Origin of the sequence: Pseudomonas sp. KU26590, from assembly GCF_026153515.1 — a bacterium.
Taxonomy (GTDB): domain Bacteria; phylum Pseudomonadota; class Gammaproteobacteria; order Pseudomonadales; family Pseudomonadaceae; genus Aquipseudomonas.
On record NZ_CP110644.1, the window covers coordinates 1577764 to 1593201 of the forward strand.

A 15438-nucleotide genomic window follows, 5' to 3' on the forward strand; every position below is an offset into this window, starting at 1 on the left:
CACTGGTACAGATGTTCTGTTGCAGATCATCGCACCCATGCGCACGGGTGAGCGTTGCGCCGCTTGCGCTAGAGTAGGGAGGTGGCCTGAGGGCTGATCAGGATTGGCGGTCCATTCGGGCCGTGCCGCCGTCCCCTCGGGAATATCAAATGCGACGCTTGGGTGAACGGATGCCTGACTCACAACAGATTCTTATTGGCGCTGACCAAAAGGGCCAGCCGATCGGGCAGGCGATGCGTCTGGCCAACCGTCACGGGCTGGTGGCCGGCGCGACCGGCACCGGAAAAACCGTCACGTTGCAGCGCCTGGCGGAGGTCTTCAGCGATGCTGGCGTGGCGGTGTTCGCGGCGGACATCAAGGGTGATCTCTGTGGGCTCGGTGCTGCGGGTGAACCTCAAGGCAAGATCGCCGAGCGCATCGCCGGCATGCCCTGGCTGCACCATAAACCTCAGGGCTATCCGGTGACACTATGGGATGTGCACGGTGAAGCGGGCCATCCGTTGCGCACGACCTTGTCTGAAATGGGGCCGCTGTTGCTGGGAAGCTTGCTGGAATTGACGGACAGCCAGCAGTCGGCGCTCTACGCCGCGTTCAAGGTGGCGGATCGGGAAGGGTTGTTGTTGCTGGACATCAAGGACCTAAAAGCGCTGCTCAATCATCTGCGTGACAACCCCGAAGTGCTCGGCGACGACCGCGCGTTGATGACCACGGGTTCGAGTCAGGCGCTGCTGCGTCGGCTGGCGGTACTAGAGCAGCAAGGCGCCGAGGCCTTGTTCGGCGAGCCGGCGCTGCAACTGGAAGACATTTTGCAGCCCGCGAGCGACGGCCGCGGGCAAATTCATTTGCTTGATGCCAGCCGGCTGGTGCACGAGTCGCCGAAGGTCTATGCCACCTTCCTGCTGTGGCTGCTGGCTGAGCTGTTCGAGCAATTGCCTGAGCGCGGCGATGCCGATAAACCCGTGCTGGCGCTGTTCTTCGACGAAGCGCATTTGCTGTTCGCCGATACGCCGAAAGCGCTGCAGGAGCGTCTGGAACAAGTGGTGCGGCTGATTCGCTCGAAAGGCGTTGGTGTGTATTTTGTCACCCAGTCGCCGGGGGATCTGCCGGACACCATTCTGGCGCAGCTCGGTTTGCGCATTCAGCATGGTTTGCGCGCGTTCACCAGCAAGGAGCAACGATCGCTGAAGGCCGTTGCGGATGGTTTCCGCCCCAACCCCGAGTTCGATGCGCTCTCGGTGCTCACCGAGCTGGGTATTGGTGAGGCGCTGGTGGGCACGCTGCAGGAGAAGGGCACGCCTGAAATCGTCCAGCGCGTATTGGTCGCGCCGCCCCAATCGCGCATCGGGCCGTTGACCCAGGCTGAACGTGCCGCGCTGATCGCCCGGTCACCACTGGCCGGTCGCTACGACAAACCCGTGGATCGCGAATCGGCTTATGAAATGCTGCTGGCGCGCAAAGGCGCATCGGTAGATCCCGCAGAAAAACCTGCCGCTGAGAAGGAATCAGAAGGCGGCTTTGCCGACATGGCCGGTGGTTTTCTGGGCGGGCTGGCGGGGCAGGCGGTCAAGAGCGCGATGCGCCAGGCCGCTACCCAGATCGGTCGCGAACTGGTGCGGGGGTTGATGGGTTCATTGCTGGGCGGTAGCAAAAAACGCCGCTAGGGAATTCAACTGATCTCTAATCCGTAGGAGCGCGCTTGCCCGCGAACGCATCCTGACAGGTGACATCTGGATCACAGGCATACCGCAATCGCGGGCAAGCGCGCTCCTACAATGGACCTCGTCGGGCAATAAAAAGCCCATTCAAGGAATGGGCTTTTCAGGTCAGGCGGTGCAGTCAGGTCAGGCCAGCGCTTTGGACGCCAACCAGAACAATCCTGCTGACAGCGCGACCGTTGCGGGCAGGGTCAACACCCATGCCAGCAGAATGTTGCGAACCGTGCCGCCCTGCAGGCCGCTCTTGTTCGCCACCATGGTCCCGGCCACGCCGGACGACAGGATGTGAGTCGTCGAAACCGGCAGGCTGAACACGTTGGCCAGCGCAATGGCGCTCGCGGTGGTGATCTGCGCGGACATGCCCTGAGCGTAGGTCATGCCTTGCTTCCCGATCTTCTCGCCGATGGTCAGCACGACGCGTTTCCAGCCGACCATGGTGCCAATACCCAGCGCCAGTGCAACGGCGAAGATGACCCAGAACGGCGCGTATTCAGTGGTCGCGGTCAGGTCCTTGCGCAGCTTATCCAGATCCGATTTTTCACGGGCATCCAGGGCTGGCAGCTTGCCGACTTTGCGTGCCGTGTCGTCCAGGCACAGCAGGTAGCGACGCACTTCGATGCGACGCTCCGGTGCGAGGCTGTGGTAGTCGTTGACACCCTTGAGGTTGTTCAACAGAGCATCAATGGTCGGCTCGGTCTGCTCAGGGTTGCAGCTGAAGCGCTCGGGCAAGTCGCCTGCCGCCGATTTGCCCAGTGCCAGGTACTCGCCCAGCGTCGCGTTGTTGCGCTGATAAAACTGGCTCAGGTGCTGGGTGGCGTCGCGGGTGCGTTCGATCTGGTAGGTCGTGGTGCTCAGGTCCAGCACGAACTGCGCGGGGACGATACCGATCAGTACCAGCATGATCAGGCCTATGCCTTTCTGACCATCGTTGGAGCCGTGCACAAAACTCACCGCCATCGCCGAGATCACCAGCACCAGACGATTCCAGAACGGCGGGTGTTTCTTGTCATCGAGCTTGCGGCGCTGTTCCGGGGTCTTGTGCATCTTGGACAGGGGACGCCAGGCTTTCAGCGCCAACAGGACCAGACCTGCCACGATGAAACCGGCCAGTGGCGAGAACACCAGCGAAGCGCCGATATCGATCGCTTTCTGCCAGTTAACGCCTTCGGCCAACGGAATGTTATTGATCAGTGCATTGGCCAGGCCTACACCCAGAATCGAACCAATCAACGTGTGGGAGCTGGACGCCGGGATACCGAAGTACCAGGTGCCGAGGTTCCAGGTGATGGCCGCAGCCAACAGCGAGAAGACCATGGCCAGACCATGACCGGTGTTGACGTTGATCAACAACTCGACCGGCAGCAGATGGACGATGGCATACGCCACGCCGACGCCACCCAGGAGCACTCCGAGGAAATTGAACACACCCGAGAAAAATACCGCCAGATGGGGCGGCATGGCCTTGGTGTAAATGACTGTCGCCACCGCGTTGGCAGTGTCATGAAAGCCGTTGATGAACTCGAAGGTGAGGACAAACGCCAGGGCGAGCAGCAGGCTCACAATCACCCAAGCATCCAGTCCGCTGAATAGATCGATCATGGAAGGTTTTCTGACCCGGTCTTAAGGGGGCGGGATTATGACAGAAAAAAAACTGCGCGATAGGCGCGCGGCTCATTGGTAGCAGCCTGCAACGAAATTTCTGTCCCGCCTGCCCATTGACTTCCTGTCTTGAAGTCGAGTGCAAATCACCCTTTAACCATAAACGAGTCTGTAAACCTGGCCTTTGAAGCACTTAAAACGCTTGCCGTCTGCTGTTTGAGTCAGCGACACGCAAGCGAGCGGCTCAAGGCTCTTCCTTGAGTTCTTCTTCCATCTTTTGCAGCTCTTGCTTGAAAGCCTGGTCGAGCAGGCTGGCACGTTTGCGCCAGGGCTTGCGCTCTGGCTCGGGCTGAGCGGCGTATGTTGTCACTTCGCCGCCATACACTTCCTTGTAACGGTGTTCCTGGCGCTCTAATTCTGCGCGCAGTTCATCTTTGGTCACGTTAATACCTGATCAGGTCGAGTTTAATTCCGGTGATGACGCCGAATGTGAAAGTGTCAGGCCTGACGATCGCATGTATCGGATCAGGAGTAACCATCTGGCAGGAGCGCTGCGCAAGATGATTCGCACTTCCACCCGCGGCGGCTACGTGCACCAGAATGACAAAACTGTCGTAGCAACATTCTTTATTGATTGCCTGCAGGATGACAAATGACCAAGGTGTTGGCCTGCCATCGCTGAGCATTGCGATCGAGTCGAGCAATGCCTGCGTGAGTTTGGATCCATGCCGGATAGGGCGGTGAATTAAACCACGCGATAGCGTTATTGGGCTTCAATGACGGCCACTATCGCGAAGATGTGCGGGCGAGTCAACTGTCGGGACTGTCGCAGTCTGACAACTGAGGATTTGTAGCTTTTTTATGTACGAACGTTCCTAAGTTGCACAGTCCGATTTATGACGGAACTTGGCGAGTCAAATGTTTAACGCTACAGGCAGTTTTCTGGCGACGTAAATTCACGGGTTATGAACGCGCGAATAGCTAACGTGTATTTATTCGCTTACACATAAATGCGGAGGGCAGAGACAAAAACGGCCTTGGGTTAGCAAGGCCGTGCCTGGGACTTCTCAGTGGGTACCTGACCAGTAATCCAAAGAAGCCTCATATGGCATGTGAAAGGTATAAGCAACCGTACGGCCGGTCAATTGCGATTATCGCCCACTCGTTCGATAATCGCCCAAAGCTGGCTTGCCGTGGGTTTGAAAACAGGCGAGAGTGGCGTTCTACAAGGCTTTCGCGGCCACGACGAACGGTGCCAGCATGAACGATCAATTGCGTAATTCCTTCACGTCACTTGCGCCGCCGATTGTTGCGTCCCCTGCTAAAAGGATTCAGGCGCTCACCGGTGATCCGGACTTCATGACCTCTCTGGCGCGAGGGTTGGCCGTCATTCATGCGTTTCAAGAGCGCAAGCGACACCTGACCATCGCGCAGATCAGCCATCGCACGGAAATCCCCAGAGCAGCAGTTCGTCGTTGCCTGCACACACTGATCAAGCTGGGTTACGCCACCACGGACGGCCGCACGTACTCGCTGTTGCCTAAAGTGCTGACGCTCGGCCATGCCTATTTGTCGTCCACACCCCTGGCGGTCTCTTCGCAGCCGTATCTGGATCGCATGAGTGATCAGTTGCACGAGGCCTGCAACATGGCGACGCTGGAAGGCGACGACATTCTTTATATAGCCCGCTCCGCCACGACTCAGCGATTGATCTCCGTGGATCTGGCCGTGGGTGGGCGTTTGCCGGCGTACTGTACGTCAATGGGGCGGATTCTCCTGGCGGCCCTGGACGACGTGTCGCTGAAAGAATATCTGGATCACGTTGATCTGCAGCCCAAAACCAGCCGCACCTTGCGCACCCCCGAAGCCTTGCTCGAATGCCTGCAGCAAGTGCGACAACAGGGCTGGTGCATTGTCGATCAGGAACTTGAGCAGGGTTTGCGTTCCATTGCGGTGCCGGTCTACGACGCCTCGGGTCAGGTGCTCGCGGCGCTGAATGTCAGCACCAGTGCCGGCCGGGTAACGCGAAACGAACTGGAGCAGAAGTTTCTGCCGATCATGCTGGATGCCAGCCGGGACCTCAGCACTCAGCTGTTTACCTGACCCGGTGCCGGCCTGGTGAACGCATAAGCACCCGTCACTCTCCGTTCGGTGATCGAACACTTAGTCGATTATCGGATTGTTCCGCCCCGTGCCCAGGCATAACCTCATTTGCAACGCCAAACCTTGAACGGCATGGCAACCGAGTGTGAACCTGGAGCACCCCATGGCTGCGATTCTTTCCCTTCACGAGGCCGTCAAGCAGTTCGTCAACGATGGCGACACTGTTGCACTGGAAGGCTTTACCCACCTGATTCCTACCGCAGCGGGCCACGAGCTCATTCGTCAGAAGAAGAAAGATCTGACGTTGGTGCGCATGACGCCCGACTTGATCTATGACCAATTGATCGGCGCAGGCTGCGCGAAACGGCTGATCTTCTCGTGGGGCGGCAATCCCGGCGTCGGCTCTCTGCACAGGCTTCGCGATGCGGTCGAGCGGCAATGGCCGCAGCCCCTGGAGATTGAAGAACACAGCCATGCCGACCTCGCCAATGCCTACGTGGCAGGGGCATCGGGGCTGCCATTCGCGGTGCTGCGTGCTTACGCCGGCTCCGACCTGCCGAAGGTCAACCCGCTGATCAAGTCGGTGACTTGCCCGTTTACCGGAGAAGTGCTGGCGGCGGTGCCGGCGGTACGCCCCGACGTCACGGTTATCCACGCGCAGAAAGCCGATCGCAAAGGCAACGTGCTGCTGTGGGGCATTCTTGGGGTTCAGAAGGAAGCGGCGTTAGCTGCAAAACGTTGCATCGTCACGGTCGAGGAAATTGTCGACGACCTCAAAGCACCGATGAACGCCTGCGTGCTGCCGACCTGGGCGCTGAGTGCGGTTTGCGTCGTGCCGGGCGGTGCGCATCCGTCCTACGCCCACGGCTACTACGAACGCGACAACCGTTTCTATCAAGCGTGGGACGCCATCGCCCGCGACCGTGAGGCGTTTACCGCCTGGATCGACGACTACATCCATGGCACCCGTGATTTCAGTGAGTTCAAGACTAAGCTGGCCCACTCCGCGGAGGCTGCCCAATGACCTATACCACCAGCGAAATGATGACCGTCGCCGCCGCGCGCCGGTTGAAAAATGGCGCCGTGTGCTTCGTCGGCATTGGCCTGCCCTCGAAAGCGGCCAATCTAGCGCGCCTCACTTCCTCGCCCGACGTGGTGCTGATTTACGAATCAGGGCCCATCGGCGCCAAGCCTGACGTGCTGCCGTTGTCCATCGGTGACGGCGAACTGGCGGAAACCGCTGACACCGTGGTGTCCACCAGCGAGATCTTCCGCTACTGGCTGCAGGGCGGGCGTGTTGACGTGGGATTTCTCGGCGCAGCTCAGGTTGACCGGTTTGGCAACATCAACACCACGGTGGTCGGCGATTATCACCACCCGAAAGTGCGCCTGCCGGGTGCGGGGGGCGCGCCGGAAATCGCAGGCTCCGCCAAAGAAGTGCTGATCATCCTCAAGCAGTCGCCGCGGACCTTCGTCAACAAGCTGGACTTCCTGACCTCGGTCGGCCACGGCGAAGGCGGCGACTCCCGCAAGCGCCTCGGCCTGCCGGGGGCCGGGCCGGTCGGCATCATCACAGACCTGTGCATCATGGAGCCTGAAGCGGGCACCCACGAATTCGTCGTAACGACCCTGCACCCGGGCGTGACCCGCGAGCAGGTGATCGCCGCCACCGGATGGGACGTGCGCTTTGCCGACACCGTGGTGAATTCCGACGCGCCGAGCGACTACGAACTGACCGCGCTGCGTGATCTGGAAGCGCGGACCGCTATCGCCCATGGCCAAGCGCCGGGAGAAGCATGATGCGTGACGTCTTTATCTGCGACGCGATTCGCACCCCCATCGGCCGTTTTGGCGGCGCCCTGGCGACCGTTCGGGCGGATGATCTGGCAGCGTTGCCCATAAAAGCCCTGATGGAGCGCAACCCGTCGGTCAACTGGAATGAGCTGGATGAAGTGTTCCTTGGCTGCGCCAATCAGGCGGGTGAAGACAACCGCAACGTCGCCCGTATGGCCGCGCTGTTGGCGGGGTTGCCGGCCAGCGTGCCCGGCGTGACCCTCAATCGCCTGTGTGCTTCGGGCCTGGACGCGGTGGGTTCCGCATTCCGCGCCATCGCCTGCGGTGAAATGGAACTGGCCATCGCCGGCGGCGTCGAGTCCATGTCCCGCGCACCGTTCGTGATGGGCAAGGCCGACACGGCATTCGGCCGCGGCCAGAAGCTGGAAGACACCACCCTGGGCTGGCGTTTCGTCAATCCGCAGATGAAAGACCACTACGGCGTTGAGACCATGCCGCAGACCGGCGACAACGTCGCTGAAGATTTCGGCATCTCCCGGGAGGATCAGGACGCCTTTGCCCTGCGCAGCCAGCAGCGCACGGCGGTGGCTCAGGCGTCAGGCTTCTTCGCCGAGGAGATCGTGGCCGTGCGCATCGCCCACAAGAAAGGCGAAACCGTCGTCGACACCGACGAGCACCCGCGTGCGGACACCAGCCTTGAGGCGCTTGGCAAGCTCAAGCCGGTCAACGGACCTGGCAAAACCGTCACAGCGGGCAACGCAGCAGGGCTGAACGACGGCGCGGCGGCAATGATTCTGGCGTCTGCTGAAGCCGTCAAGAAACACGGTCTGACACCGCGCGCCCGCGTGCTGGGCATGGCCAGTGCCGGCGTGGAACCGCGCGTCATGGGCATCGGCCCGGTCCCGGCGGTGCGCAAGCTGGTGGCACGCCTGGGGCTGGCGGTCAGTGATTTCGACGTCATTGAGCTCAACGAAGCGTTTGCCAGCCAAGGCCTGGCGGTCATGCGTGAACTGGGCATCGCCGACGACTCACTCCAGGTGAACCCAAACGGCGGGTCGATTTCCCTGGGGCATCCGCTGGGCATGAGCGGCGCACGTCTGGTGTTGACCGCCTTGCATCAACTGGAGAAAACCGGCGGCACCAAAGCGTTGGCCACGATGTGCGTCGGCGTGGGGCAGGGGCTGGCCCTTGCGATAGCGCGCTAAACGACATTCCCGCAACTCAACCACCCGAGTCATCGGTTGCCTCCACTAAAGGGGCAACTTGCTGACTTGGGTGGTTGTCCTTGTGATGTCGAAACGTTACTGCTTAAGTCTAAATGTTGCAGGTTATGTCTTAGACTGGCTGATCTTACTAACACCTGGGGAGATAATAATGACAACGACTCACTACACCGGCGAAGAACGGCGCAAGCGGATCTTCGCCATCGTCGGCGCCTCATCGGGCAACCTCGTCGAATGGTTCGACTTTTACGTCTACGCCTTCTGCGCCATCTATTTCGCGCCCGCATTCTTTCCTTCCGATGACCCGACCGTTCAGTTGCTCAATACAGCGGGCGTCTTTGCCGCAGGCTTCCTGATGCGTCCCATCGGCGGCTGGCTCTTCGGTCGCGTGGCCGACAAGCACGGCCGCAAGAACTCGATGATGATTTCGGTGCTGATGATGTGCGCAGGCTCGCTGGTCATCGCCTGTCTGCCCACGTACGCGTCGATCGGTGCCTGGGCGCCTTTTTTGCTCCTGATGGCGCGTCTGTTTCAAGGCCTGTCGGTGGGCGGTGAATACGGCACCACGGCCACGTACATGAGCGAAGTCGCGTTGCGGGGGCAGCGCGGGTTCTTCGCTTCGTTTCAGTACGTCACGCTGATTGGCGGCCAACTGTTGGCCGTGCTGACCGTGGTCATCCTGCAGCAATTTCTCAGTGCCGATGAGCTGAGAGCCTACGGCTGGCGGATTCCGTTTGTGGTCGGTGCGGTCGCAGCCGTCATCTCGCTGGTGCTGCGCCGGTCGCTGAAAGAGACCACTACCGCCGAAGTGCGTCAGAACAAGGACGCGGGCAGCATGTCTGCGCTGTTTCGCGATCACAAGGCGGCGTTCATCACCGTACTGGGCTACACCGCGGGCGGCTCGTTGATTTTCTACACCTTCACCACGTACATGCAGAAATACCTGGTCAATACCGTGCACATGGATGCCAAGGTCGCGAGCTACATCATGACCGGCGCGCTGTTCCTGTACATGTGCATGCAGCCGGTGTTCGGCATGCTCGCTGACAAGATCGGCCGTCGCGCTTCAATGCTGTGGTTCGGCGGGCTGGGTACGCTGTGCACGGTGCCGCTGCTGCTGACGTTGAAAACCACCACCAACCCGATCATGGCCTTCGTGCTGATCACCCTGGCGCTGGCCATCGTCAGTTTCTACACCTCGATCAGCGGGCTGGTGAAGGCAGAGATGTTTCCGGTGCAGGTTCGTGCGCTGGGCGTCGGTCTGGCTTATGCGGTGGCTAACGCCATCTTCGGCGGCTCGGCGGAATACGTCGCGCTGGGCCTGAAGAACATGGGCATGGAAAACACCTTCTACTGGTACGTTACCGTGATGATGGCGGTGGCTTTCCTGTTCAGCCTGCGACTGCCAAAGAAGCCGGCTTACCTGCACGAAGATCATTGATCCCGGATCTTGAGGCGCGCGTCCTTGCAGGGTGCGTGCTGTCCATGTTCATCACACATATTCCACGTGTTTCACGGAGCGACTGCCATGGCGTTCGTACAACTCGAAGACGGTGAGCTGCATTATCAAATGGATGGCCCGGTGGATGCGCCGGTGCTGGTGCTGTCTAACTCGCTGGGCACCGACCTGCACATGTGGGACGCGCAGATCCCGGCGCTGAGCAGGTCATTCCGCGTCGTGCGCTACGACACGCGCGGCCACGGCCAGTCCCTTGTTACCCAGGGGCCTTATACCATCGAACAGCTGGGACGAGACGTGCTGGCGCTGCTGGATGCATTGAAAATCGACAGCGCGCATTTCTGCGGATTGTCCATGGGCGGCCTGATCGGTCAGTGGCTGGGCATCCATGCCAACGACCGCCTGCACAAGCTGATTCTGTGCAACACCGCCGCGAAGATCGGCGACACGCAAACGTGGTCGCCGCGCATCGCGCAGGTGGAGAAGGGCGGTGAGCGGGCGATGAAGGAAATTGGCGCTGGCGCTGTAGGTCGCTGGTTTACCCCCGGCTTTGCCAGCCAGCACCCGGACAAGGTCACTCCCATCACCGATGTACTGGCGGCAACTTCTCCGCTGGGTTACGCCGCGTGCTGCGCTGCTGTCCGGGATGCCGATCTGCGCAAGGAAGTCGGTTCGATTACCGTGCCCACGCTGATCATTTGCGGCAGCCATGACGCCGTCACCACGGTGGCGGACGGGCATTTTCTGCAGAACCACATCCACGGCAGCGAGCTCTCCGACTATTACGCCGCGCACCTGTCCAGCGTCGAGCTGGGCGACGTCTTTGCCCTGCGCGTGACGGAGTTTCTGTTGGCGTGATATGCGCGGAGGTCTCTCGCACCGCTTGAAAGCCGTGGTGACAGACAAAAAAAACCCACCGTTCGGTGGGTTTTTCATGGGCGCTGGATCAGAACAAGCGGGTAGACGGTACATCACCCGCGGTTGGCTGACGCTCGCCGGTCGGGGTCTGTTCGTACCAGCCGCCGCCCAGGGCGCGGTACAGATTAACCTCGCTGTTGAGCTGCGACAGGCGGTCGGTGATCAACGACTGTTGCGCGGTGAACAACTGACGCTGGGCGTCGAGGAAGGTCAGGTTGCTGTCGATCCCGATGCGATAGCGACGCTCGGCCAGACGGTAGTAGTCCTGGTTGGCGTTGACAAAGTCTGTCTGCGCCTTGAGCTGATCGTTGTAGGTCTTGCGCGCCGCCAGACCGTCGGAGACTTCCTGGAACGCGGTCTGAATCGCCTTCTCGTAGTTGGCGACGCCGATGTCTTTCTGGATCTTCGAGTAGTCGAGGCTTGCGCGCAGACTGCCTGCGTTGAAGATCGGCAGATTGATCGTCGGCTCGAACAACCACGTCCCCGAACCGCCTTTGAACAGGCCGCTCAGATCGCCGCTCGCCGTACCGGCACTGGCCGTGAGGCTGATGCTCGGGAAGAACGCCGCACGTGCGGCGCCGATATTGGCGTTGGCGGCTTTCAGGCTGTATTCAGCCTGCAAGATATCCGGACGACGCTGCAGCAGCTCGGAAGGCAGACCCGCTGGCATTTCGTTGAGCATGTCAGCGCTCAACGGCTTCGACGCGGGCAGGTTGGCCGGCAGACTGGTGCCCAACAACAGCACCAGATTGTTCTCGTCCTGGGCGACCAGTCGCTGGTACTGAGCCAGCTTGACGCGGGCGCTCTCGACGGAGGTGCGCGACTGCGCAAGATCCAGCGCCGAGGCCACACCCACTTCGCTGCTGCGAGAGGTCAGACGCAGGCTTTCCTCGAAGGCGCCCAGGGTGTCCTGGGTCAGCTTCAACAGCTCTTTGTCCGCTTCCCACGTCAGGTAGGCGTTGGCCACGTTGGCCACCAGACTGATCTGCGTGCTGCGACGGCCTTCTTCACCGGCGAAGTAGGTTTGCAACGCCTGCTCACTCAGGCTGCGTACACGGCCGAACAGGTCCAGCTCATAGGAACTGATGCCAAGACCCACCGAGTACTGACTGGTGATGCCGGACTCGCCCGTTTGCGTCAGGTCGCCCGGAACGCGCTGACGCGTGCCGGTGCCCGAGGCTGCCACAGCCGGGAACAGGTCCGCACGTTGAATGCGGTACTGCGCGCGGTAGGCATCGATGTTCAACGCGGCAACGCGCAGGTCACGGTTGTTCTGCAGCGACGTCTGAATCAGTTGCTGCAGCGCCGGGTCATGGAAAAACTGACGCCAGCCTTGTTCGGCCGCCGCCTGATTCGCCGCCTGGGCCGGCGAGTACGCCGGACCTTGCGGAAATTGAGCGGGCACCGGCGCGGCGGGCTGCTTGTAATCGGGGATCAACGAGCAGCCGCCGAGAATGAACGCGGTGACCGCCAGCGAGATCAGGGACTTGCTCATTGGCCAGCCTCATCGTGTGGAGTGTGTTTCTGTTTGCCTTTGAACAGCGAGGATATCGAAACGAAGAACAACGGTACCCAGAAGATCGCCAGAATAACCGCGGTGATCATACCGCCGATTACGCCTGTACCGATCGAATGCTGGCTGCCGGCACCGGCGCCCGAGGAGATCGCCAGAGGAACCACACCGAGGATGAACGCCATGGACGTCATCACGATGGGCCGCAGACGCATCCGGCAGGCTTCGATGGTCGCCTCGACGATGTCCTTGCCCTGTTCATGCAGCTCCTTGGCGAACTCGACGATCAGAATGGCGTTTTTCGCCGCCAGACCTACCGTCACCAAGAGACCTACCTGGAAGAACACGTCGTTGGACAGACCGCGCAGGCTCGTTGCGATCAGCGCACCGATTACCCCAAGCGGGATGACCAGCAACACTGCGATCGGAATCGACCAGCTTTCATACAACGCCGCCAGACACAGGAACACGATCAGGATCGACAGTGCGTACAACGCGGGTGCCTGAGAACCGGACAGACGCTCTTCATAGGACAGACCCGTCCACGAGAGACCAACGCCGGCTGGCAACTTCTTCGCCAACTGTTCGACCTCGGCCATCGCCTCGCCGGTGCTGTAACCCGGCGCCGGAGTACCCAGTACTTCCTCGGCCGGCACACCGTTGTAACGGGACAGCTTCGGTGAACCGAACACCCATTCGCCGCTGGCGAACGAAGAAAACGGCACCATCTCGCCTGCTGTGTTGCGCACGTACCACTTCTTCAGGTCTTCCGGTCTCATCCGCGCACTGGCTTTGCCCTGCACGTAGACCTTCTTGACCCGGCCGCGATCGATAAAGTCGTTGACGTAGCTGCCACCCATCGCGATGGACAGCGTGGTGTTGATGTCCGACAGGCTCAGGCCCAGGGCCTGCGCACGCTCGTCATCGATGACCAGTTGATACTGCGGCTCATCGTTCAGACCGTTCGGACGCACGCCCGCCAGGATCTTGCTCTGTGCCGCCATGCCCAGCAGTTGGTTGCGCGCTTCCATCAGCTTGGCGTGACCCACGCCGCCCTGATCCTGCAAGTACACGTCGAAACCGGTGGCGTTACCCAGTTCCAGTACCGCAGGCGGTACGACCGCAAAGGTCATCGCATCGCGGAAACCAAAGAAGTGCTGCTGCGCCCGTTTGGCCAGCTCGAACACGCTGTTGGACGCATCACGATCGCCCCATGATTTCAGCATGATGAACGCCAGACCGGAGCTCTGACCGCGACCGGCAAAGTTGAAGCCGTTAACGGTGAACACCGAGTTGACCGCGCCCGATTCTTCTTCCAGCAGGTACTTACGCATGTTGTCGATGACGGTTTGCGTGCGTTCAGCCGAGGAGCCCGGTGGCGTCTGCACCTGGGCGAAAATGACGCCCTGGTCCTCTTCCGGCAGGAACGCGCTCGGAATGCGGGTGAACATCCAGATCGTGCCGCAGACAATCAGCGCGTAAACGATGAAGGCCGGAACCTTGTGCTTGAGCATGTTCCCGACGCCGCGCTCGTAGCTCACTACGCTGCGGTCGAAGGTGCGGTTGAACCAGCCAAAGAATCCACGTTTCGGCTGCCCGTGCTTCTCATGGTCGATCGGCTTGAGCAGGGTGGAGCACAGCGCCGGGGTGAAGATCAGCGCGACCAGTACCGAAAGCGCCATCGCCGAAACTATGGTGATCGAGAACTGCCGGTAGATCACACCCGTGGAGCCGCCGAAGAAGGCCATTGGCAACAGCACCGCACACAACACGAGTGCGATACCGACCAGTGCGCCCTGGATCTGCTCCATGGATTTGATCGTGGCGTCCCGCGGCGACAGTTTTTCCTCCGCCATCACCCGCTCGACGTTTTCCACCACCACGATGGCATCGTCCACCAGCAAGCCGATGGCAAGGATTACCCCGAACATGGTCAGCGTGTTGATGGTGAAACCGGCGGCGGCGAGGATCCCGAACGTACCCAGCAATACCACTGGCACGGTCATGGTGGTGATGATGGTGGCGCGGAAGTTCTGCAGGAACAGGTACATCACCAGGAACACCAGGATGATCGCTTCACCCAAGGTGTGAACCACCCCGGTGATGGATTCCTGAACGACCGGCGTGGTGTCGTACGGGTAAACCACTTTCATACCAGGCGGAAAGAACGGCTCCAGCTGGGCAATCGTGGCGCGGATCGCCTTGGCGGTGTCCAGCGCGTTGGCACCGGTCGCCAGCTTGATCGCCAGACCGGACGCCGCCTTGCCGTTGAACTGCGCGTCAATGCTGTAGTTCTCGCCGCCCAGGCCGACTTCTGCCACGTCCTTGAGGCGAACTTGCGAACCGTCCTGATTGACCTTCAGCAGAATGTTGCCGAACTGCTCGGCGGTCTGCAGACGGGTTTTACCGATGATCGTGGCGTTCAGCTGCTGGCCCTTGAGCGCAGGCAGACCGCCGATCTGGCCGGAAGACACTTGAACGTTCTGGGCAGTAATGGCCGTCTTGACGTCGACCGGGGTCAGTTGGAAGTTGTTCAGCTTGGCCGGATCGAGCCAGATACGCATGGCGTACTGGGCACCGAACACCTGGAAGTCACCCACACCGGAGGTACGGGAAATCGGGTCCTGCATGTTCGACACGATGTAGTTGGACAAGTCTTCCTTGCCCATGCTGCCGTCTTCGGACACCAGGCCAACGACCATCAGGAAGTTCTTCACCGCCTTGGTCACGCGGATACCCTGTTGCTGCACTTCTTGGGGCAGCAGCGGGGTGGCCAGGTTGAGCTTGTTCTGCACCTGAACCTGAGCGATGTCCGGGTTGGTGCCCTGGTTGAACGTCGCGGTGATGGTCATGCTGCCGTCGGAGTTACTTTCCGAGGACACATAACGCAGGTTGTCGATACCGTTGAGCTGCTGCTCGATCACCTGAACCACGGTGTCCTGCACGGTTTGCGCGTTAGCGCCCGGGTAGGTCACCTGGATTGCGATGGCCGGTGGCGCGATTGCCGGGTATTGGTTGATCGGCAACTTGAGGATCGAAAGCGTCCCCACCAGCATGATCACGAGGGCGATTACCCACGCGAAAATTGGCCGGTCGATAAAAAATTTCGACATG

12 protein-coding genes are annotated in these 15438 nt (G+C 60.5%); 7 read left to right on the top strand and 5 right to left on the bottom strand.

The annotated features are described in order from the left end of the window. Positions 1-170: 170 nt before the first annotated feature. Complete coding sequence (locus tag OKW98_RS07160) at positions 171-1661, top strand: helicase HerA-like domain-containing protein (RefSeq protein WP_265388548.1); 1491 nt, start codon at positions 171-173, stop codon at positions 1659-1661. 180 nt (positions 1662-1841) lie between these two features. Here OKW98_RS07160 and OKW98_RS07165 read toward each other — a convergent pair whose 3' ends face one another. From OKW98_RS07165 to OKW98_RS07175, 3 genes are all read right to left on the bottom strand, one after another. Next, positions 1842-3314, bottom strand: a complete 1473-nt coding sequence (locus OKW98_RS07165; RefSeq protein WP_265388549.1) for an inorganic phosphate transporter — start codon at positions 3312-3314, stop codon at positions 1842-1844. Between the two features lie 244 nt (positions 3315-3558). Then, positions 3559-3756, bottom strand: a complete 198-nt coding sequence (locus OKW98_RS07170) for a hypothetical protein (protein ID WP_265388550.1) — start codon at positions 3754-3756, stop codon at positions 3559-3561. Position 3757: 1 nt separating this feature from the next. After that, entirely contained in the window at positions 3758-4000 is a 243-nt protein-coding gene (locus OKW98_RS07175) for a hypothetical protein (RefSeq protein ID WP_265388551.1), read from the bottom strand. 574 nt (positions 4001-4574) lie between these two features. Between OKW98_RS07175 and pcaR the strand changes: the two genes are divergently transcribed. The 6 genes from pcaR to pcaD all read left to right on the top strand — a co-directional run bounded on the left by pcaR (position 4575) and on the right by pcaD (position 10751). Further along, positions 4575-5417, top strand: coding sequence for a pca regulon transcriptional regulator PcaR (pcaR, locus tag OKW98_RS07180; protein WP_265388552.1), 843 nt, complete (start codon positions 4575-4577; stop codon positions 5415-5417). Positions 5418-5580: 163 nt separating this feature from the next. Continuing rightward, positions 5581-6441, top strand: coding sequence for a CoA transferase subunit A (locus OKW98_RS07185; protein WP_265388553.1), 861 nt, complete (start codon positions 5581-5583; stop codon positions 6439-6441). Further along, positions 6438-7217 (top strand): CoA-transferase subunit beta, encoded by a 780-nt coding sequence (locus OKW98_RS07190; protein ID WP_265388554.1) that lies wholly within the window; start codon positions 6438-6440, stop codon positions 7215-7217. The genes OKW98_RS07185 and OKW98_RS07190 overlap by 4 nt, the downstream gene beginning before the upstream one ends. Next, on the top strand, positions 7214-8416 hold the full coding sequence (pcaF, locus tag OKW98_RS07195) for a 3-oxoadipyl-CoA thiolase (protein WP_265388555.1): 1203 nt from the start codon (positions 7214-7216) through the stop codon (positions 8414-8416). The genes OKW98_RS07190 and pcaF overlap by 4 nt, the downstream gene beginning before the upstream one ends. A gap of 169 nt (positions 8417-8585) precedes the next feature. Continuing rightward, positions 8586-9875: an MFS family transporter gene (locus tag OKW98_RS07200; RefSeq protein ID WP_265388556.1), complete on the top strand. Its 1290-nt coding sequence runs from the start codon at positions 8586-8588 to the stop codon at positions 9873-9875. Positions 9876-9962: 87 nt separating this feature from the next. Next, a complete protein-coding gene (gene pcaD / locus OKW98_RS07205; protein ID WP_265388557.1) occupies positions 9963-10751 on the top strand; it encodes a 3-oxoadipate enol-lactonase in 789 nt (262 codons plus the stop codon). Between the two features lie 88 nt (positions 10752-10839). Here pcaD and OKW98_RS07210 read toward each other — a convergent pair whose 3' ends face one another. Both OKW98_RS07210 and OKW98_RS07215 read right to left on the bottom strand, forming a co-directional pair. Then, on the bottom strand, positions 10840-12306 hold the full coding sequence (locus tag OKW98_RS07210) for an AdeC/AdeK/OprM family multidrug efflux complex outer membrane factor (RefSeq protein ID WP_265388558.1): 1467 nt from the start codon (positions 12304-12306) through the stop codon (positions 10840-10842). Next, on the bottom strand, positions 12303-15437 hold the full coding sequence (locus OKW98_RS07215) for an efflux RND transporter permease subunit (protein ID WP_265388559.1): 3135 nt from the start codon (positions 15435-15437) through the stop codon (positions 12303-12305). Before OKW98_RS07215 ends, OKW98_RS07210 begins: the two co-directional genes overlap by 4 nt. Position 15438 lies beyond the last annotated feature (1 nt).